This window comes from Ruegeria sp. HKCCA4633 (assembly GCF_013034605.1).
Taxonomy (GTDB): domain Bacteria; phylum Pseudomonadota; class Alphaproteobacteria; order Rhodobacterales; family Rhodobacteraceae; genus Ruegeria.
This window is the reverse complement of sequence record NZ_WQGJ01000005.1, coordinates 76,168-94,994: the sequence shown is the minus strand read 5'-3', so window position 1 is coordinate 94,994 and position 18,827 is coordinate 76,168. Positions and strand designations below refer to the sequence as shown.

Below are 18,827 nucleotides of genomic sequence, written 5' to 3'. Positions count from 1 at the left end.
GTGCCGATGTAGAGTGCCGCCAACCCGTAAACAAGGGACTCATTCGGCCTTAAACGCGACGTGAACCAAATTCCCACACTCAACGGGCAAAAATGCAACGCCTGACGAAAGTCAGCTGCGTATCCGCCAACCCGTTTTGAAAATCCAGCCGATGACCGCCAAACAGACCCCAGTAAAAGCGAGAATGGCCAGAAGACTAAAGACAATTGGTACGTCCGCTAGCCCATAAAAAGACCAGCGAAAGCCCGAAATCAGATAAACTACCGGATTGAACAACGTGATCGTCTGCCACAACGGTGGCAGCATCGAGATCGAATAAAATGTGCCGCCCAGAAAGATCAGCGGCGTCACCACAAGTTGTGGCACCAGTGACATCTGTTCGAAATTGCTGGCCCAGATTCCAATGATAAAACCCAGCAACGAAAAGCTGAGGCAGGAAAGGATCAGAAACGCAGCCATGGCAAAGGGATGTTCAATCCGAATATCCACAAAAAAAGTAGCGGTTGCCAATATCACCAAACCGACAAACAACGCCTTGGTGGCTGCGGCACCAACATATCCGATCACGATCTCGATGAAATCGACCGGCGCGGACAGCAGTTCATAGATAGTGCCAAGAAACTTCGGGAAATATATCCCGAAAGACGCGTTCGAAATCGACAGCATCACCACCGACAACATGATCAACCCCGGCACGATGAACGCACCATATGAGACGCCTTCGACTTCCTGAATGCGGCTGCCGATAGCCGTGCCAAATACCACGAAGTACAACGACGTGGACAGAACCGGTGAGAAAAAGCTTTGCGCGAGAGTGCGGAAGAACCGGGTCATTTCGAACCGGTAGATGGCGGCAATTGCAGTCCAGTTCATGCCATTTCTCCGGATACAAGATTGACGAATATCTCTTCCAGACTCGATTGCCGTGTTTGCACGTCCCGCAGTATCAACCCGGCTTGTGAGACGTCATTCAGCAGTGTCGTGATACCCGTGCGGTCCGCGTGGGTGTCATAGGTGTAAATCAAGACATCCCCCGCACCATTCAGTGTCAGGTTGTGCAGCGCAAGACTGTCTGGAATCTGCGCGATGGGCTCTGTCAGCATGACCTCAATCTGCTTTTTACCCATCTGTGCCATCAGTGAGTCCTTATCCTGCACCAAAAGCAGCTCACCCTTGTCGATGACCCCGACACGATCTGCAATGGCTTCGGCCTCTTCGATATAATGGGTGGTCAGAATGATTGTGACCCCGTCCCTTTTAAGCTCGGCCACGATTTCCCACATGTCTTTACGCAGCTCGACATCCACACCGGCAGTGGGTTCATCCAGAAACAGAACGCGGGGCTCATGAGCCAGTGCTTTGGCGATAAGCACCCGACGTTTCATACCCCCAGACAATTCCTTGATCGCATTGTTGCGCTTGTCCCAAAGGGACAGTTTCCGCAGAATCTCTTCGATCCGCGCATTGTTTTTGCCAAGCCCGAACAGCCCCCGCGACAGGCGTACGGTGTTCCAAACCTTCTCAAACGGTTCCAGCGCAATTTCCTGCGGCACAAGCCCGATCATCCTACGCGCAGCGCGGTAATCGGCCTGAATATCATGCCCTCCCACCGTGACCTCACCGGAACTCGGGGTGGTGATCCCGCAGATAGTTGAGATCAAGGTTGTCTTGCCAGCACCGTTTGGCCCCAACAGGGCAAGAATCTCACCCTCTTCAATGTCCAAGGACACACCTTTCAGCGCCTCAAACCCATCGGCGTAAGACTTGCGCAGATCTCTGATGGACAAAATTGTCGTCATATCCGTTCCCCGTTCTGGTGTGGACCCTATCGCGCCAAACCTGGGTATAACAGGTCAATTCAACATCGTTTGACACACATCTGCCTTACAGGCGACGATCTGCGCCACTAACATCCGCCTTGCAATCCGCAGCCTGCTCGCAAACTCTGCCCGAAACGGAGGGTGCAGATGCTAAAGGGAATTCGTGTCGTCGAAATCGAAGGTTTGGGCCCCGGCCCGTTTGCCGCCATGCAACTGGCCGATTTGGGCGCTGATGTGATAACCATTCATCGCAAAAGCGGTGCTGTCACACCCGGAATGCCAGAACGCTCACTTCTGGATCGCGGAAAGCGGTCCATCGCGCTTGACCTGAAAGACCCTGATGACCTGGAAACCGCCCTGTGTCTGATCGGCACCGCAGATGCCTTGATCGAAGGCTTCCGCCCCGGTGTGATGGAAAAGCTGGGCCTTGGCCCCAAACCCTGCCTGGCCCGTAACCCGAAGCTTGTCTATGGACGCATGACGGGCTGGGGCCAGGATAGTCCGCTGGCTGACACAGCCGGGCATGATCTCAACTATATCGCCCTATCCGGAGCGCTCTGGTATGCCTCTCATCCCAACCAGCCCCCGCAGACACCCGCAACTCTGGTGGGCGATATTGGCGGCGGAGCCATGTATCTCGTCGCGGGTCTTCTGGCCGGTCTTATTAACGCGCAACGCACTGGTGAAGGTACAGTTGTCGATGCTGCAATATATGACGGTTCAGCCCATATGATGAACCTTCTGATGACCATGCGCCAAACAGGCAATCTGTCCGATACGCGCGGTGAAAGCCTTTTGGACGGCCCACACTGGAGCCGCACATATACGTGCGCTGATGGTGGCTTCATTACAGTCCAATGCCTCGAGCCCAAATTTTATGCTCAGTTTTTGCAGACCCTCGGCCTGGCCCGTGACGCCGAATTCCAGAACCAATATGATCGCACACTCTGGCCTGATCTGACCCAACGCCTTGCCGAAATCTTCGCCAGCCAACCGCGCGATCACTGGGACGCCGTGTTTCGCGGCACAGATGCCTGTGTCGCCCCGGTGCTCAACCCGCAAGAGGCGCAGGACCACCCGATGAACACTCATCGCAACACTTGGCAAGACATCGACGGCACTCTCCAAGCCGCCGCCGCGCCTCGGTTTTCAAATCATCAATGGAACCACAGACCCAGCCCAACACGCGGAGAGCACACAAAGGACATCCTCGCGCAGCTCAACGACCCACGCTGATCCGCGCTTCATCTGGCCCTAAATACCTCGGGGGATGAATTGGTCGCAGACCAAGAAGGGGGCTGGCCCCCTTTCACCAGCTTACCGTGCGCGCACCGTGTCGATCATCAACTGCACATTCTCAGGATCCGCATCTGGCGTGATCCCGTGGCCCAGGTTGAAGATATGTGGCCCCTTCGAGAACGCCTCAACAATGCGCCGCGTTTCATCCACCAACGCCTGCCCGCCCGTCACCATATGGGACGAGGCCAGATTGCCCTGCACACAGCCATCAACCTGTACATGCTCGGCCGCCCATTCCGGCGACACCGAGTTGTCCAGCGCGACGCAATCTACACCTGTTGTTTTGGCAAACCCGATATACCCTTCGCCCGCCTCACGCGGGAATCCGATGACCGGTATGCCTGGATGGCGTTCCTTGATGGCCTGAGTAATCACCCGGCACGGTTCGACCGCGTATTTATGGAACGCCTCACCTTTCAAGGACCCCGCCCAACTGTCAAAGATCTTGACCACCTCGGCCCCGGCTTCGATTTGCGCGGACAGGTATTCGATCGTTGCGGCAGTGATACGTTCCAACAAGGCCTCAAACAGCGCGGTGTTCCCTTCCCGCAACGCGTGCGCGGGGCCCTGATCAGGCGTGCCGCGCCCTGCGATCATGTAAGTTGCGACCGTCCACGGCGCGCCGGCAAAACCGATCAGAGTGGTTTCCGACGGCAATTCGCGCGACAGAATTCGTACCGTTTCATAAACGGGCGACAGTGTTTCATGAATCGCGTCAACTGGTTTTAGCGCGTCAAACTCGGATTGCTGCGTGATCGTCGACAGGCGCGGGCCTTCACCGGTCACAAACCACAGATCAGCGCCCAGCGCCTGCGGCACCAACAGGATATCGGCAAACAGGATCGCGGCATCAAACCCGTAACGACGGATCGGTTGCAATGTGACTTCGGCCGCAAGCTCAGGGTTATAGCACAAGGACAGGAAATCGCCGGCCTGTGCGCGGGTGGCGCGATACTCGGGCAAATACCGGCCCGCCTGACGCATCATCCAGATCGGCGGCACATCCTGCACCTCACCCGCCAGCGCCCGCAGCAGTTTCTTTGTCTCGGCCATATTCGCCCCCAGTCATCCGGTTTTCGCAACGGGTCGTCCTTCGGCGGCAATTTGTCAAGCGCAGCCCCCATTGTCAGGGCAATGTGACGCGACTAAAGCTGTGAGCATGACTGTGAATTTGCCCACACCCGCATCGCCCCTCAGAATCGGCACCCGTGGCTCGCCGCTTGCTTTGGCGCAGGCCCATGAAACACGCCAACGCCTGAGTGATGCCTTCGACCTGCCCGAAGATGCATTCGATATCGTGGTAATCAAAACAACGGGCGACAATCGCGCCATGATCGATGCTGATCGACCGCTGAAAGAGATCGGCAACAAGGGTCTGTTCACCAAAGAAATCGAAGAAGCGATGCTGCGCGCTGAAATCGACATCGCCGTGCATTCGACCAAAGACATGCCGGTCGCACAGCCCGACGGCCTTGTGCTGGATACTTTCCTGCCGCGTGAGGACGTGCGAGATGCGTTTATCTCCCCGCGCTTGGGTTCCATCCACGAACTGCCCGAGGGTGCCGTTGTTGGCACCTCCTCGCTGCGTCGCCGTGCTCAATTGCTGAACCGGCGTCCTGATCTGAAGGTGGTCGAATTTCGTGGAAACGTTCAGACGCGACTGAAAAAGCTGGAAGATGGCGTGGCAGATTGCACCTTCCTGGCGATGGCGGGAATTCGACGTCTGGGTATGGATGATGTCCCGGCAAGCGCCATTTCCCCTGACGATATGCTGCCCGCCATCGCGCAAGGCACCATCGGCATTGAACGGCGCAGCGACGATATGCGTGCGGCAGAAATGCTTGAGGCGATTCACCACGCGGAAACAGGCCAACGGCTGGCGGCCGAACGTACGTTGCTGGATGCTCTGGACGGGTCGTGTGAAACGCCGATCGCGGGTCTGGCCGAAATCAACAATGGCGCCCTCAGGTTGCGTGGCGAAGTTCTGCGACCAGATGGAACGGAAACCGCCAGTCGGGATATGACGGGCGCAATCACAGACGGGCCGGAAATGGCCCGCGCGATGGCTGCCGAATTGCTTGCGCAGGCTGGACCGGATTTATTTGATTGGAAAAATTCAAAATAAATTCTTCGAGTGTGAACTGGGTCACTGTAAAAGGCGATTTCTTCAGGCATTAAAGTGACATACCAACCAGGAAGTCAGGTCAGTCTCGAAAGTATCGAAAAGTTTTCAGATTGCGGTGATTTAATCAGTATTCGAGGGGGCGAGGCTGGCCCCTGACTTCCAGAGGTGACGGGTCGCAGTTGTTATCAACAGCGACCCGTTTTTTTACAATGATCAGGAAATTGCAGCCACGGCGTGGCGTACGGCTTCTCTGGTCTGATCCAGATCGGCCTCGGTCACCGCTAATGACGGGTACAGCTTGCCCGGAGCTTTGAAAATCCCATGCGACCGCAAAGCGCCATTATACGTTGCGTTGCGTGCAGGGTCGTCGTGACTGGCGCTGCGGTAGTCCCTGCATTCGGCTTTGGTAAAATAGATATCGAACAAAGTCTCGTCTCCGCAAATCCGATGCGGAATGCCGGCTTCGTTCAGCGCGTCCTTCTGCATGTCTTGCAACTGCCGCCCGATACCGCGCAAGTGTTCATAGGCCCCATCACGCCGCAGGATTTCCATTGTTTTCAATCCCGCAACCGAAGCCACCGGATTGCCCGACAAAGTGCCCAATTGCATCAGCCAGCCGTCTTCACCGACTTTCGATTTGTCGAAATGCTTCATGATCTCGGCGCTGGCGCCTAAAGCCGCCAAAGGAAACCCGCCGCCGGTGATTTTGCCCAAGGTGCAGATATCCGGGGTCACGCCATAACGTTCCTGCGCCCCGCCATACGCCAGACGGAACCCGGTGACGATCTCATCGAAGATCAGCAGCACATCGTGTTTGTCGCACAAATCCCTCAGCCCTTGCAGGTACCCGGGCAAGGGCGGAATGATCCGCTGCAACGGTTCGACCATGATCGCCGCCACATCGTCATGCTCGTCCAGCAGGGCCGCGACAGCCTCAAGATCATTGAACGGCGCGATCAGCATCTGTTCGGCCACGCTTTCGGGAATTCCGGCACTGTCGGGCACGGCCTGAGGGAAATTGACCCGACGACTGGGCGCCAGACTCATCTGCGCTTCGGCGCTCATCCCGTGATAGCCACCTTCGAACTTGAGGATCTTGTTGCGACCCGTATAGGCCCGTGCCAGCCGAATGGCATACATGTCAGCTTCGCCACCTGACGCAACAAACCGCACCTGATCACAGCAGGGAACGGCCTCGATGATGGCTTCGGCCAGTTCGATACCCTTTCTGTTATTGGCAAAGAAGGTCATGCCTTGCGGCAACTGTTCCAGAACAGCCTCCATCACCTCGGGGTGACCATGACCGAGCAGCATCGGGCCTGAGCCGATCAGATAATCGACATATTCGTTCCCGTCCTCGTCCCAGACACGGCTGCCTTCGCCACGGGCGATTATGATACCCGGATCAAAATTGCCAAACCCGCCTGCGGGTAACACAGACTTTGCGCGGGCGATCCATTCGGATTGAGTTTTGATCTTCAACATGTGACCCGATCTCCAACTTCAATGTGTTGAGTGTTTATCGATAAACTGCGACCGGGGTGCCAAGCGCATTTTCGTCCGGATGCACACCCAGTCCCGGGGTTTCGGGCAGGTGCAGGTGACCATCAATATTGCGCGGGCCACGACCGCCCGCAATATCGACCGCAATCATATCCTGACACGCCCAGACTGCGTGGAAATTGTCATCCGGGATGGTGGCCGCCAGATGCAGCGCCTCGGTATCGGCCAGAACCGTGCCGCCGGTGGCCATCACAAACATATCGATACCATGGGCCAGCGCGATATCCCGCATCCGAGCCGCCTTGGTCAGTCCACCAACGCGGTTCAGCTTGATCCCGAAAATTTCGGCAATACCATCGCGGGCGATCCGGGCTGCATCCTGCAAAGTCACCAGAGTTTCATCCACGGACACAGGCGAGGCATGCAGCCCCGAGATTGCCGCAATATCGTCCAGCGTCTCGCCGGGCTGTTCGAACATCACGTTCAGATCTTCGCAAGCGCTCATCACCCGCAGGGCTTGCTGACGAGACCAACCCCGATTGACGTCATAGAGGACAATCTCGCCCGGTCGCCGGATGCTTTCCACATCGCGGACCCGAGCGATATCGCGTTCCACGTTACCACCAATTTTGACCGAATGCGCAATGTAACCCCGGCTGCGATAGCGTTCCATCACTTCGCGGGTTTCTTCGACAGTCTTCGCTCCTACCGACGAGGCAATCGGGCGCGGTGTGCGCGACCCACCGCCCATAAGATCGGCAATGGGCAGACCTGCGGCCTGACCTGCAATATCCCAACAAGCCATATCGATCGGGCTTTTGGCGTAAAGATGCCCGGGCAATGCCAGATCCATCGCCCGTTCCACGTCCAGCACCTTGCGCGGATCGAGACCCAGAATGAAAGGTGCCATCGTTTCGATACCAGCGCGAATGCCTGGCCCGTGGGCAGGAACATAGGTGTGCCCCCAAGGGGTGCCTTCGCCCCAGCCGACCAGACCGGAGGCGGTTTCGATCTTCACAATCGTCGCATCGAGCGTTTCGAACTTCAGCCGCCCGCCAGACAGCCAATAGGGGTGCTCCAACGGCAGGTCCACCTGATAGACGGTAATGGACTTGATCTTCATAGTGTGTACTCCGCCACCGGCGCACCGAGGCTTTCAAAGTCAGGTGCCACGCCCAAACCCGGCGTGTCGGTTGCATAAAGCTTCCCGTCTCGGGCCGTCGGTCCACCGATGCCGGTTGATCGAGTGTTGTAGTTCATCAGATCAGTTGTGTTCTGCAGATATTCGGGCGGGGTTGAGGCAGCAAAATGTGCCACCACAGACGTCGTGATTTCGCCCCCCCACGTGTCTTCGCTGACAACGGGGATGCGGTTGTCTATCAGATAATCCCGCACACGCCGCGCTTTGCTGATGCCGCCAAGATTCGAGATCTTCAGACAACAGATCTCGGCCCCACGATCCGCAACAATCCGCTGCGCCATTTGGATGCCTGTTACACATTCATCCAGTTTCATTGGTTGCTCGGCCACACGGCGCACCTGTTGGCATTCCTCGTAGGTACGACAGGGTTGTTCGAGGATGAAATCCAGGTCGCGCGTCGCGCGCGCCACCCGAATTGCATTGTCAACACGCCACCCCTGATTGGCATCGGCCATCGCTTTTTCGTCCGGCTCCAACAGCGGAACAGTCGTCCGTATCCGATCGATGTCCGTGGCCCAGTCACCCCCGACCTTGACCTGAAACTGGCGGTAGCCCTGATCGCGATAGACATTCATCTCGGCTACCGTTTCATCCACCGCTTTCTGCGGGGCCACCCGGTACATCGGCGCACCGTCGGTCAGCTTGCCGCCCAGCAACATCCAAAGCGGCTGATCACACGCCTTACCCAAAATGTCCCAGCAGGCTGCATCGAAAGGAGACTTGGCATACCCATGGCCCTGAACCAGTTGATCCATCAACTGTTCGATCCGTCCGACCTGACGCGGGTCTTCACCCAACAGTTTCGGGGCAACAAGCCGCGCCAGGGCTGTTACGCCCTCGGAATGCGCGACCATATAGTTTTCGCCACACGGCGTGAACTCGCCACAGCCCTGAAAACCCGCGTCAGTATCCATAACCACGACCGAGGCGATGGCCGTTTTGATAGCGTTTCCGGCGCCCCAGACATAAGCACCACCGACATAGGGCAGCCCTGTCTGATAAACCCGAATTCGTGTGATCTTCATTGCGCATCCATTCTGGGTAGATCTCCCATGCCCTCACCGCGCCACAGCACAAAGGTCAGGATCGGTTGATCCGTTGTGACCATGGCATGGCTTTGCCAACTGGAATGCAGACGTGTCTGGTTGGGACCAACAAAAGCCGCATCACTCTCAACCTTGAACACCGCGCCACCAGCCAGCGTCAGATAGATTTCTTCGGCTTGATGGCTGTGCCAGTCATAGATCAGCCCAGCCCCCCAATACCCGATATAGCCACGCAGCTGAGTTGAATGAAAATGGCCGGTTGGGCCAAACAGCTCGTAATAGCCATACCGGCTGAGAAAATCCGCGCCGACCTCTTCCTCTGTGTATGTCTGTTTCCAATGGGCCAGATGAGTGGTTGCCTTGACTGCGTCGATCAACGGCTGAGTCAGATCGCTCCCCCGAAAGTCGCAGTCCCGCACCAGATCCGCCGCAGGAACATGACTTGGCTCTGACATCGCAACAGACAGATCAGAAGGCCATGCGCCAAAGGCCGACAGGTCAGGATGTGCCTGATGTACATGCCGCGCGGCCTCCAAAACGCTGTCCAGTGTCATGGAATCACCACTATGTTTCCGGTGTGCTCTTTGGCGATGAAGGCAGCTTGTGCCTCACGCAACTCCTCCAACGGATATGTCGCTGCCAAAGCCGGTTTGATTTCACCGGCCTCAATGTAACTCACAAGGTTCGTCATCACCTGCGGGTCAATCACGGTCGAACCCGTAAAAGTCAGGTCGCGCAGATAAAAGGTGCGCAGGTCAAACTCGACCATCGGTCCAGCAATTGCACCTGAGCAGGTGTAACGTCCGCCGCGTTCTAAAATATCGATCAAGTGCGCCCAATAGGGACCACCGACCACATCGGCGACCACGGTGATCTTTTCGTCACCCAACGCCGTGCGCAGGTTTTCAGGCGCCCGAGGTAGAACCTTATCGGGACCAAGCGCCGCCACAGCGGGATGCTTCGCTTCAGATGCCATCGCGATGACCCGCGCACCGCGCCGCTTGGCCAATTGCACCAACGCGCCGCCCACACCGCCCGATGCTCCGGGCACCAGCACGGTGTCTTTGTCGTTCACATTGGCTCGGGTCAACATTCCTTCGGCGGTAGAGTAGGAACAAGAGAACGTTGCCAGCTCTGCATCCGACAGATCCGAGGAAATCGGCACAGCATTGACCGCAAGGGTCGTCGCGTATTCAGCGAACCCACCATCGCGTTCCGAACCAAAATAACCGGCCTTGTCCATGTTGCCGGGATCAGCGGAATCACGCAGCCAACCGTCGGTAATCACACGCTCACCCACGCGCCGGGGGTCGACCCCTTCGCCAACAGCTACAATGTGCCCGCAAATGTCAGCCCCCTGAATTCGTGGGAAAGTTATTGGGTTGCCACCCCAAGTAGGGTCTTCTTCGCCAACCTCTTCAAACGCGCCGCCGGTTGTGGCATCGGTCACAGTCTTGGAGTACCAGCCAGATCGCGTGTTAACGTCGGTGTTGTTCAAGCCGCAGGCCCCAACCTTGATCAACACTTCTCCAGTCGCCGGTTCAGGACGCGGCCAATTTTCGTGCAGGACCATCTGTTCCAGCCCGCCATGGCCCATCGTAACCATAGCCTTCATTGTTTCAGGCAAGCTCATTTAGCGTTCTCCACCAATGCGTTAGGACAGGACAACACTGTCAGTGTCTTGCCCGCTTTCAGAAATGTCCGGTCAACGCGCGCCTCACAACGCGCTTGGCCCTCCCCTAGGAGCAACGCGCAAGCACCATTGTATCCGCCTTCAACCCACGTCATGTTCAGATCAAAGCACCGACAAGCTGCAGCCATCGCAGACACTGGAGGTGGCGTTTTGTGCGCGGGCATGGTCGTTCCTCATTCCGAGTCGCGTTTCTGCTCGACACGCTAATTTCACATTTGTACCATCGTCAATCATGAATGACACAAACATATCACAAACCGTTCTGAACCGCCTGACTGAAGAATGGAACGCCCTAACGCCAGAGGCGCAAAAAGCCGCGCGTTATGTGTTGGAAAACCCAACAGATGTGGGGGTTTCGACCGTCCGTGAAATAGCAGAGGCCGCCAAAGTTAAACCCAACACATTTGTGCGGATGGCGCGGCAGGTCGGCTTTGACGGGTATGACGATTTCCGGGAACCCTTTCGCGACGCTATTCGCAAGGGGCAAGCCTCTTTTCCTGACCGTGCCCGCTGGTTGCAGGACATCGGCAAATCTGGGGAACTGGGCACGCTTTATGCTGACATGGTTGGCGCAGCGATCCGCAACATTGAAGAAACCTTTGCCGGAATTGATGCCGACCGCCTGAAGAAAGCGGCAGAAGACATTTGGAACTGCCGGCAGATTTTCACTTTGGGGGTGGGCGTCAACAATTCGAACGCACGCAATTTCACCTACCTGGCGTCCACAGGGATGAAGCAATTCCACGCTATTCCACGCCCGGGATCAACACCGGTTGACGATTTGGCTTGGGCTGATGAACAGGACGTATTGATCGCCATCACCTGCCATCCTTACCGCACGGAAGTGATTGAGGCGATCAAACTGGCGCGGCAACAGGGACTGACCGTTGTGGGGATCTCGGACAGCCCGGCAAGCCCTGTGATACTGAACGCGCATCACGGTTTTGTTGTGTCCGCAGACACGCCCCAATTCTTCCCTTCCTCCGTTTCGACCATAGCATTGCTTGAAACTCTGCTGTCATTTGTGATCGCCGTTTCCAGCGACGAGATTGTTGAACGGGTCGAACGTTTCCATCGCCGGCGGCATCAACTTGGCCTTTACGCCTTTGAACCGGATTGATCCCCTCTAACTGGCGTTTTCGGCAAAACCTTTGACCCGCAGGTTTCGCCTGGCCCAAACCTCACTTCCGGTGCCTTAAACGCGAATCCTGACATGCCTGTTCTTCTCAGATGTTGAAATTCTGGGAGTGATACGTGTCCAATTTCAACGCGTACCGCCTTGAACCTGTTCTATTTCAAGGATTTCCGGGAATTTGAAGAAAACTGTCAAACCGTCGACAAATGGCCTTGTATTTCCAGCGTTTGCAAGGATATACCCGTCGGCGGAGACGTGGCCGAGTGGTCGAAGGCGCTCCCCTGCTAAGGGAGTAGGCGGGAAACCGTCTCGAGGGTTCGAATCCCTTCGTCTCCGCCATTATCCAGCAAGAGCCTGCCTCTAAATCACTGTAAATAGTTGATTTTCAGCTGGATTGACTGACTCCCCGCTTGAGGCTGGATGTTTTTTGCTGCACATTTTGCTGCACAAATCTCTTCATGCTTGGAGGCTGTTGAACTGTGAATGTTAAACTCAGAGGCTCTATTTACTGTATCGTTAGGCGCGTTCCACGCCGTTTCGCCAGCGTCGAAGAACGAAAAACCGTCTGGATCAGCCTGAAAACCGATTCACTGAGTTTGGCAATGGAGAAAGCGCCATCTGTTTGGGCGAAGATGTTGGATAGCTGGGAAGCTCGCCTTGCCGGCGACACCGTAGAAGCTGAAAAGCAGTTTAGCGCAGCACAAAACTTGGCTAGATCGAGGGGGTTTCGGTACTTGGAAATGCCGAAGGTTGCTGAGCTTCCTCTCGAAGAATTGCTGAAACGAGTTGAGGCGATTCCAGTTGTGCAAGGCAGCCCAGACACGTTCGAAGCGAAGGCTCTGTTGGGCGCCGTTGCTGCACCGGAGATTTCGGTTTCCCAAGCGTTGGAAATGTATTGGTCCCTCGCCAGGGATAGGACACTAGGTAAAGACGCTGATCAGATTCGCAGGTGGAAGAACCCACGGAAGAAAGCGGTGAAGAATTTCATCGCGGTCGCCGGAGACGTGGCAATTTCCGAGATCACTCGGGATGATTTGTTGGATTTCCGGGAGATGTGGATTGAGCGAATTGAAATGGGCGAAGTTACACAGAACTCTGCTAACAAGGACTTCACGCACCTAGGTGATATTCTAAAAACAGTTAACGAAAAAAAGCGACTTAAGATTGATTTGCCTCTGTCTGGTCTGAGTTTGAAGGAACCAGAGAGGCGATCTCGACCATCATTCTCCGACGATTGGATTCGTAATCGTATTTTGTCTGAAGGTGCTTTGAGTGGATTAAACACCGAGGCGCGGTGCATTTTGTTGGGTATGATCAATACAGGGTATCGACCTAGCGAAGCCGCAAATCTGGACAGGGCTCGCATCCATCTTGAGGGTTCTGTTCCCTACATTGAAATCGCACCGGTCGGGCGACACTTGAAGAACAATGCCTCCAAGCGAACTATTCCTCTTGTTGGCGTTAGCCTTGAAGCGTTCCAAGAATGTCCGAACGGTTTTCCCAGCTACAAAGGCAAAGCGTCACTTTCTAACACAGTTAACAAGTATTTGAGATCCAATGGTCTGATGGAGTCCGATAGACATGTTATGTACTCACTCCGTCATGCATTTGAGGATCGAATGATCGCGGCTGAAGTTGATAACCGGATTAGACGCGATCTCTTCGGCCATGCTCTTCAAGAACAACGATATGGTGATGGTGCTTCGCTTGAGCACAAAGCCCGCATCCTTCAAGAAATTTCCTTCTTTTGAACAATGGCCAACGCCCTTTCCACCGGGCAGTTGGCAAGCTGTTCCTGCATCTGACAAAGTTCATGTTCAAGCCGCTCCATTATAGGAACATAAGTTGGGTCCTTGATCACAAGAAGCGCAGCCTTTTCGAGCGCGGACGTCACACGAGCGATTTCGCGAACTAACGTTCTTTCTGCCTTTCTTTTTTGAGGACCAAACTTTTGACCGTCGCGAGCTCTGTTGGTGTATTTATTAATTGCCTTGAGATCCGAAAAACTGCGGCTGGCAGGGAAACTATTTGCCTCGTGAAATTCTACATGCATCGGGCTATGCCTCTGTTTTTGTTTGCCCGATTTTTAAGATCTTTCGATTTATCTGACGTTAAAGAATTTGTGCGTTGGCTCCAAATCTGGACGCCCTAGAAAAGCGGGCGAAACTCAATCATGTGGCCGGTGCACCGTCAAAACCCGTCCGCTTTATGGCCGAAAAACACCTTTGTCACGTCTTCGATGATGTCCCAGACCACCCGGCTGCCATCACGCACAAAGAGACTGTCGCCCGGGCCCAACTCTTGAACCTCGCCACTGGTCAGGTTGGTCATCCGGCATCGACCGGACAGGATGGTCATCAGTTCATCGCCTTGCTCGGTGCATTCAAAAACGCCCTTGGTGCAGCGCCAGATGCCCGTGCGCGTCGTATGGCCTGGCCCGCCAGCATCCATGCGGCCTGATGCCTGCGGGGAGCCTTCTTTGATCTGATATCCGCTTGCGGGATTGTCGAAAGGCCAGTGCTCAAGAGGACCGACATCGTCGCCTAAAACATATTTGATCATTCTATTTTCTCCCGCAGGCTAACCGTTTGAGAACGGTCCTCTCGGCAACGATGGCGGTTTCTTTGGAGTCCTACAAGTTGAGAACGCGGAACTCTGAGATCTTCAGGAACCGCTCCAGTTTTTCCCGCACCTGACTTTCCGGGGCAAACACCAAGGCCTCTTTGCTTGGTGGCTTCTTGCCCGCCTCAACCGTTGGCCAGAACTCGATACGGAGAGGGAGGCTCTCACCGTCAAATCCCCCATATGGTTCTATACTACATGGATCTTTTGACAGAAGCTTCGCGCGGTTTTTGTCGGTGGCGGCAACTTGTCTGGACCGCCAGAACTCAGGCATGTACCGGTTGCAATCGGCCGGTGACTGGAAAATCAGCCCGTATTTCGCAATGGCCTTGTCAACCTTGCTGCCTCCCTTCTTGAAATCCAGCCATTCTACGATCCTACCTACGGTTACGTTCGCCACCACGGGTGACATCAAGAAGACCTCCTTTGGCTGGGTATTGTGGATTAGTCTGACACGATCCATTGCCTGCTCGATCTCGGCTTCGCGTATCTGTTGCAGAATGCGGTCTCCCCAAGGGTCACGATGTGCAAATACATCTATTGAATGGCTGCCTTTTTTCACTCTGATGCCGCGGCGTTGCTTGACGTAGTCACCCGGCTGGAATTCTTCTCCCGCTGCGGAGGCATAGGCTCTGGCAATGCGTTCGACATCCAAATGCCCAGGTTGTTCGCGACCAATGACGATAGCCTGGTTAAACGCTTCCCACTTGTTCTGACCCCTGAGCTTGCCGAAGTGGCCAGCCCGTCCGGGGCGGTCAAAATCCAAGGAAGCAATCACGTCTTTTGTCCCGAACACAGCGGCACTCGGGTATCGCGCAACCACGCCATTTACAAAGTCACGCAGTGTATCGTTTTGCGTTCTAATACTTCCGTAAGTGCGCTGTTTCTCCTGTGCTTTCAGGCTCAACCTGCGCTTGGAAAAATTGCAGCCCAAAATTTGCATGACCTTTGCGTTTCGTTCCACCGGGTAGTGATGCGTTTCCAAATCCGAGCCGAACAGCAGACGAGACAGATCAGCATTTGCTGTGCCATCCAGATACAAAAACGGGCGTCCGGTGATATTTTTCAGATTGCGCAGGCGAACCGCAGTATAGCCTGCCTGATGCTGCGCCGGACGCGCTCTTTCGACATCAGCAAACACGGCACTTGAGGTGGCCAAACCGCTTTCCATATCGGCCAGCAGGCATTCGCATAGCATCTGAAGACGCCTTGCGTGGCTGGCCTTGCTACTATTAAGGCGACTGCCGATGACACCAAGCTGGGCCTCACCGATGGTGTCATCCTTCACAGATTTCGCCAGCACTGACAAACCCTCCGATGAGTTGGGATTCATTATAGATGGATGTGTTCCGATCCGTTCCTCTGGCAAGCTTGGCACAGGATTTCGAAAGCTGCGCTTCGCCTGTCTTGGTAGTGATTGTCTTTGCTGAAGAAGAATTGGCCTTCGAAGGCAAGGATTTGGAAGGCTTTCCATTCCTTGTCTGGCGTTTGCTTCTCTTCACTTCTTTTGGAAACGCTATCGAACTCGTGTCCAGTCTTTCTTGCTCTTTCCTTATGATCCCAATCCTTGGCGTTCCTTCCAATGGATCGGGAACCCCGTCAAATACCGGGGCTGCGATGTAGTTTGGCTGTGCAATCCGAGCCAGACTTTCGTCGCTGCCAACCTGTTCAAAAAGGTGGTGCCGCTCATGTGCAAGGAGGGGGCGATCTGCAAGGCAGTAGAAATGGAATTTGGCCAGATGGTCTTTGCCGGCAGTCGCAGCACTCGAGGATGCTTGCCAGACAACCGAGAGATCCTTGAGCGCAGGCAATCCATGGCAGATATTGCGCCAGGTCCATTCGGCCAGGGCCTGCGGATCTCCCCAGTCCAGGTGATCTGGGCGTTCAACATCATCGATGTCGAAATGTAGCCAGGAGCAGCCAAGGTCTTCGAGAGTTGGATTCGCGCCATTTCGTGGTTTGGCCAAACGGCGGATTTTTTTGTGATGGCGGACCTCTTCCTTCACAGATCCAGACACCGCAACCTTTTGCACTGATTGAGAGAGTTCGGAGATTAGGGCAAGAAGGTCTTCAAAATCCGAAACTTCTCGCTCTTCAAATGTGAAGTTTCGTGCCCGGCTCGAGTTGTCTACGCCACCTTCATGAAATCGTTTTGTTTGAATACGTCCTGGCCGGGCTTCCAATATTGTGAATTTGGCAGGCTGGTATTCTTCGGAATGTGTTTTCTGTTTCAAATTGACTGCTCTTGGATCCGCAGGACGGAAAGCGATCAAAATGAATTGGTGCTGAAATAGGTCTTTCGTTGGTCACTGCACATTCTCCGGCCCGGCGGCTCTTGCTGTTGGCCGGCGGGATTGCCGGCACGCGCACACTCGGACATCTGGGTTTCGCCAGAATTAAAGCTGGGAGGTTTCCTGGGACCGGCTGAAATTCGGGCGGATTCAGAGCGAAGGAACTGGATTTCTAGGATCAAAGGTTAACGAAAGATTAAGAAATGGGTTTTGGGAGAGGGACATACCCTGACTTACCCCCCCCTATTTCCGTTAAACAGAAATAGGGGGGGTAAGTCCCCAGCCGTTCACTTAAGTTGTGCCCCCGACGCCTCGTTGGGGGTGTCATTTTGTGGTCAACTTCAGAAAGCTACAAAATGTTGTGGATTCGACGAGGAATTGCTTTTCTGCCGGTTGCCACGAGAGCAATAGATACTTCGCGATTGTGAAAGGTCAGATTCCTTGGTGCGCTGCGATCACAGTTGTCCAGGAAGCCCACAGTTCCCTGCGGGCTTTCAGAACTTTTTTATCCAACGATTTGAAAATTAGTCAATTTTCGCAACATCGTCGGGTTTCCAAGTTTGGTCGAAGAACTCGATACCCGTTCCAAACAGTCGCACAGCTGTCAGGAAGTTTCTTCCCTCAACGGTCTTGATGAAATTGGACTCAGGAGCGCCGTCTGGCAGCGTCGGACCGAAGTAGAGATCAACCGAACCATCATCATTCTTCTCGTAATCGTTGAATTGATTGATAGACGGCATGAACTGGTCAGTTTCCGGCATCGTCCCATCGGTTACGTTGTAGAGCGTTACTGCCCAGAACAGCTTCGCCGGAATACCCGCCGGCAGATGTAGCTTGTAGTGGTGGCTACCATTCAAGAATTCGCCGTCCGCGTCTCTGGCAGTAACCGGATATTTTGCACCACCATTGATAACGCGTTTAACCATTGCTGGTGACGTGCTGTATGCAAATTGCATAAAGGCAGCCCTTTGGTCGATGTCGAGGTAGCCGTCCTGCATAAACTCGGCGGTAGCTCCAGACCAAACGCGTTCATACTGTCTGTCATAGTAATAGAAGTTACGGCCATCCGGTCGACCGACCTGCCTGGAGGCAAAGATCATCTTTGGTGCAACTTCCATCGCCTTGTTCAAGGATTCCATTTGCTTGGCAGTTGGATTAAATGGCTCACCCTTCTTGATGCCGAGGGAAGCCAAAACACCGCGAGTAGCCGGCGGAATGGCCGAGTAAGGCTCATGGTCCACGAACTCTTTCATTTTCGTCCAAAAGTCGAAATCGGTTTCATACATCATGTTGAGGCGCTTGCCCGAGGCGTTCGGGAACTCCATTGCCGGAATATCCTTCTCCACTTCCCAAAGTGGGTAAATACGAATTTGTTCCGCCGTCGCGACCGCCTCGGAGGGATCTGGACCACCATCACCCTGCTTCATGATTGTGCGAAAGAAGATAAACACGTTGTATGTCGGAGACTCGAACGTGTAATACCCGCCATTCGGAACCGGGCCATCGTAGTTGGGTGGAAGAAGGAGATACAGTCCGCCTTTTCCGCCATCTGGACCAGCGGCGCCTACGTCCGTCAACGTTACTTGGAAGAAATCTGTGAGCATGCTCACTGTATTGGGTGGAGCCGCAACAACCAATGGGCCGGTTTCTTTGAGATCTGCGTAACCCATTGAATAAATAACGTCAGCGTTAGGTGTCGGAACCCATGCGCGGGAGTCCATTCTTTCTTTCCAGATCGGAATGACGTTGTAGCCCGCTCCAAACACTGCCTCAGACCCATCGCGCAGGCCAATGGTGTTCATTGCCGGTAACATGTCGTAGTAGGCCTGAATCGCTCTATGATAGTAGAGTTCGTCTACCAATTTCTGCGCCTCAGACTCCTCAAGCCAGTTGCCATTGTTGATTTGCTGCATCAATGGCGGAAGCTCCGTTGAGACAGTGTCCTCATTTGCATGGGCCTTGGAGGCGCTGGCGCCCGCCGCAATGAGGCTGAGGGCAATTGCCGCCGATAAATGATTGGTAAGAAGTTTCATGTATCTCTCCTAAAAAATTTGATCGGAATTCTTGTGGCTGAAGGCGCCGCTGCGCAACC

At 54.8% G+C, this 18,827-nt stretch carries 17 protein-coding genes and 1 tRNA gene; 5 read left to right on the top strand and 13 right to left on the bottom strand.

Annotated elements, in window-relative coordinates; all coding sequences use genetic code 11:
* Positions 1-111 precede the first annotated feature (111 nt).
* Both GOV85_RS13450 and GOV85_RS13445 read right to left on the bottom strand, forming a co-directional pair.
* The gene (locus GOV85_RS13450) at positions 112-873 is read right to left on the bottom strand and encodes an ABC transporter permease (protein ID WP_171178967.1); all 762 of its coding nucleotides are present in this window, start codon (positions 871-873) and stop codon (positions 112-114) included.
* Positions 870-1,799: an ABC transporter ATP-binding protein gene (locus GOV85_RS13445; protein WP_171178965.1), complete on the bottom strand. Its 930-nt coding sequence runs from the start codon at positions 1,797-1,799 to the stop codon at positions 870-872. Before GOV85_RS13445 ends, GOV85_RS13450 begins: the two co-directional genes overlap by 4 nt.
* Before the next feature lie 168 nt (positions 1,800-1,967).
* Between GOV85_RS13445 and GOV85_RS13440 the strand changes: the two genes are divergently transcribed.
* Complete coding sequence (locus GOV85_RS13440) at positions 1,968-3,056, top strand: CaiB/BaiF CoA-transferase family protein (RefSeq protein ID WP_171178963.1); 1,089 nt, start codon at positions 1,968-1,970, stop codon at positions 3,054-3,056.
* A gap of 81 nt (positions 3,057-3,137) precedes the next feature.
* Here the strand turns inward: GOV85_RS13440 and hemE are convergent, their stop codons facing one another.
* Entirely contained in the window at positions 3,138-4,172 is a 1,035-nt protein-coding gene (hemE, locus tag GOV85_RS13435; protein ID WP_171178961.1) for a uroporphyrinogen decarboxylase, read from the bottom strand.
* Positions 4,173-4,278: 106 nt separating this feature from the next.
* Between hemE and hemC the strand changes: the two genes are divergently transcribed.
* On the top strand, positions 4,279-5,244 hold the full coding sequence (gene hemC, locus GOV85_RS13430; RefSeq protein ID WP_171178959.1) for a hydroxymethylbilane synthase: 966 nt from the start codon (positions 4,279-4,281) through the stop codon (positions 5,242-5,244).
* A gap of 213 nt (positions 5,245-5,457) precedes the next feature.
* Here hemC and GOV85_RS13425 read toward each other — a convergent pair whose 3' ends face one another.
* Genes GOV85_RS13425 through GOV85_RS13405 form a run of 5 tightly spaced genes read right to left on the bottom strand, consistent with a single transcriptional unit; the run spans position 5,458 to position 10,627 of the window.
* Complete coding sequence (locus tag GOV85_RS13425) at positions 5,458-6,729, bottom strand: aspartate aminotransferase family protein (RefSeq protein ID WP_171178956.1); 1,272 nt, start codon at positions 6,727-6,729, stop codon at positions 5,458-5,460.
* Between the two features lie 34 nt (positions 6,730-6,763).
* Positions 6,764-7,870 (bottom strand): mandelate racemase/muconate lactonizing enzyme family protein, encoded by a 1,107-nt coding sequence (locus tag GOV85_RS13420; RefSeq protein ID WP_171178954.1) that lies wholly within the window; start codon positions 7,868-7,870, stop codon positions 6,764-6,766.
* Entirely contained in the window at positions 7,867-8,973 is a 1,107-nt protein-coding gene (locus tag GOV85_RS13415) for a mandelate racemase/muconate lactonizing enzyme family protein (RefSeq protein ID WP_171178952.1), read from the bottom strand. The genes GOV85_RS13420 and GOV85_RS13415 overlap by 4 nt, the downstream gene beginning before the upstream one ends.
* Complete coding sequence (locus tag GOV85_RS13410) at positions 8,970-9,548, bottom strand: dimethylsulfonioproprionate lyase family protein (RefSeq protein WP_171178950.1); 579 nt, start codon at positions 9,546-9,548, stop codon at positions 8,970-8,972. The genes GOV85_RS13415 and GOV85_RS13410 overlap by 4 nt, the downstream gene beginning before the upstream one ends.
* The gene (locus tag GOV85_RS13405) at positions 9,545-10,627 is read right to left on the bottom strand and encodes an alcohol dehydrogenase family protein (RefSeq protein WP_245223239.1); all 1,083 of its coding nucleotides are present in this window, start codon (positions 10,625-10,627) and stop codon (positions 9,545-9,547) included. The genes GOV85_RS13410 and GOV85_RS13405 overlap by 4 nt, the downstream gene beginning before the upstream one ends.
* Before the next feature lie 292 nt (positions 10,628-10,919).
* Between GOV85_RS13405 and GOV85_RS13400 the strand changes: the two genes are divergently transcribed.
* The 3 genes from GOV85_RS13400 (at position 10,920) to GOV85_RS13390 (ending at position 13,573) form a co-directional block, all read left to right on the top strand.
* Positions 10,920-11,807 (top strand): MurR/RpiR family transcriptional regulator, encoded by an 888-nt coding sequence (locus GOV85_RS13400; protein WP_171178948.1) that lies wholly within the window; start codon positions 10,920-10,922, stop codon positions 11,805-11,807.
* A 264-nt stretch (positions 11,808-12,071) separates the two neighbouring features.
* Positions 12,072-12,161: transfer RNA gene (locus GOV85_RS13395), tRNA-Ser, on the top strand.
* Positions 12,162-12,301: 140 nt separating this feature from the next.
* The gene (locus tag GOV85_RS13390) at positions 12,302-13,573 is read left to right on the top strand and encodes a DUF6538 domain-containing protein (protein WP_170467186.1); all 1,272 of its coding nucleotides are present in this window, start codon (positions 12,302-12,304) and stop codon (positions 13,571-13,573) included.
* Here GOV85_RS13390 and GOV85_RS13385 read toward each other — a convergent pair.
* The 5 genes from GOV85_RS13385 to GOV85_RS13365 form a co-directional block, all read right to left on the bottom strand.
* Positions 13,552-13,875 carry a hypothetical protein gene (locus GOV85_RS13385; RefSeq protein ID WP_170467184.1) on the bottom strand — a complete coding sequence of 108 codons (324 nt, stop codon included), beginning with the start codon at positions 13,873-13,875 and terminating at the stop codon, positions 13,552-13,554. The genes GOV85_RS13390 and GOV85_RS13385 overlap by 22 nt on opposite strands.
* Before the next feature lie 137 nt (positions 13,876-14,012).
* Positions 14,013-14,384 carry a cupin domain-containing protein gene (locus tag GOV85_RS13380; protein WP_170467182.1) on the bottom strand — a complete coding sequence of 124 codons (372 nt, stop codon included), beginning with the start codon at positions 14,382-14,384 and terminating at the stop codon, positions 14,013-14,015.
* A gap of 70 nt (positions 14,385-14,454) precedes the next feature.
* Positions 14,455-15,747, bottom strand: coding sequence for a hypothetical protein (locus GOV85_RS13375; protein ID WP_171178945.1), 1,293 nt, complete (start codon positions 15,745-15,747; stop codon positions 14,455-14,457).
* Positions 15,722-16,678 (bottom strand): hypothetical protein, encoded by a 957-nt coding sequence (locus GOV85_RS13370; protein ID WP_171178943.1) that lies wholly within the window; start codon positions 16,676-16,678, stop codon positions 15,722-15,724. The genes GOV85_RS13375 and GOV85_RS13370 overlap by 26 nt, the downstream gene beginning before the upstream one ends.
* Before the next feature lie 581 nt (positions 16,679-17,259).
* Positions 17,260-18,768, bottom strand: a complete 1,509-nt coding sequence (locus tag GOV85_RS13365) for a DUF1254 domain-containing protein (RefSeq protein ID WP_170352520.1) — start codon at positions 18,766-18,768, stop codon at positions 17,260-17,262.
* Positions 18,769-18,827 lie beyond the last annotated feature (59 nt).

Coding starts and splice junctions, on each gene's coding strand:
- GOV85_RS13450 (WP_171178967.1), bottom strand. CDS start 873: ATGAACTGGACTGCAATTGCCGCCATCTACCGGTTCGAAATGACCCGG.
- GOV85_RS13445 (WP_171178965.1), bottom strand. CDS start 1,799: ATGACGACAATTTTGTCCATCAGAGATCTGCGCAAGTCTTACGCCGAT.
- GOV85_RS13440 (WP_171178963.1), top strand. CDS start 1,968: ATGCTAAAGGGAATTCGTGTCGTCGAAATCGAAGGTTTGGGCCCCGGC.
- hemE (WP_171178961.1), bottom strand. CDS start 4,172: ATGGCCGAGACAAAGAAACTGCTGCGGGCGCTGGCGGGTGAGGTGCAG.
- hemC (WP_171178959.1), top strand. CDS start 4,279: ATGACTGTGAATTTGCCCACACCCGCATCGCCCCTCAGAATCGGCACC.
- GOV85_RS13425 (WP_171178956.1), bottom strand. CDS start 6,729: ATGTTGAAGATCAAAACTCAATCCGAATGGATCGCCCGCGCAAAGTCT.
- GOV85_RS13420 (WP_171178954.1), bottom strand. CDS start 7,870: ATGAAGATCAAGTCCATTACCGTCTATCAGGTGGACCTGCCGTTGGAG.
- GOV85_RS13415 (WP_171178952.1), bottom strand. CDS start 8,973: ATGAAGATCACACGAATTCGGGTTTATCAGACAGGGCTGCCCTATGTC.
- GOV85_RS13410 (WP_171178950.1), bottom strand. CDS start 9,548: ATGACACTGGACAGCGTTTTGGAGGCCGCGCGGCATGTACATCAGGCA.
- GOV85_RS13405 (WP_245223239.1), bottom strand. CDS start 10,627: ATGAGCTTGCCTGAAACAATGAAGGCTATGGTTACGATGGGCCATGGC.
- GOV85_RS13400 (WP_171178948.1), top strand. CDS start 10,920: ATGAATGACACAAACATATCACAAACCGTTCTGAACCGCCTGACTGAA.
- GOV85_RS13385 (WP_170467184.1), bottom strand. CDS start 13,875: ATGCATGTAGAATTTCACGAGGCAAATAGTTTCCCTGCCAGCCGCAGT.
- GOV85_RS13380 (WP_170467182.1), bottom strand. CDS start 14,384: ATGATCAAATATGTTTTAGGCGACGATGTCGGTCCTCTTGAGCACTGG.
- GOV85_RS13365 (WP_170352520.1), bottom strand. CDS start 18,768: ATGAAACTTCTTACCAATCATTTATCGGCGGCAATTGCCCTCAGCCTC.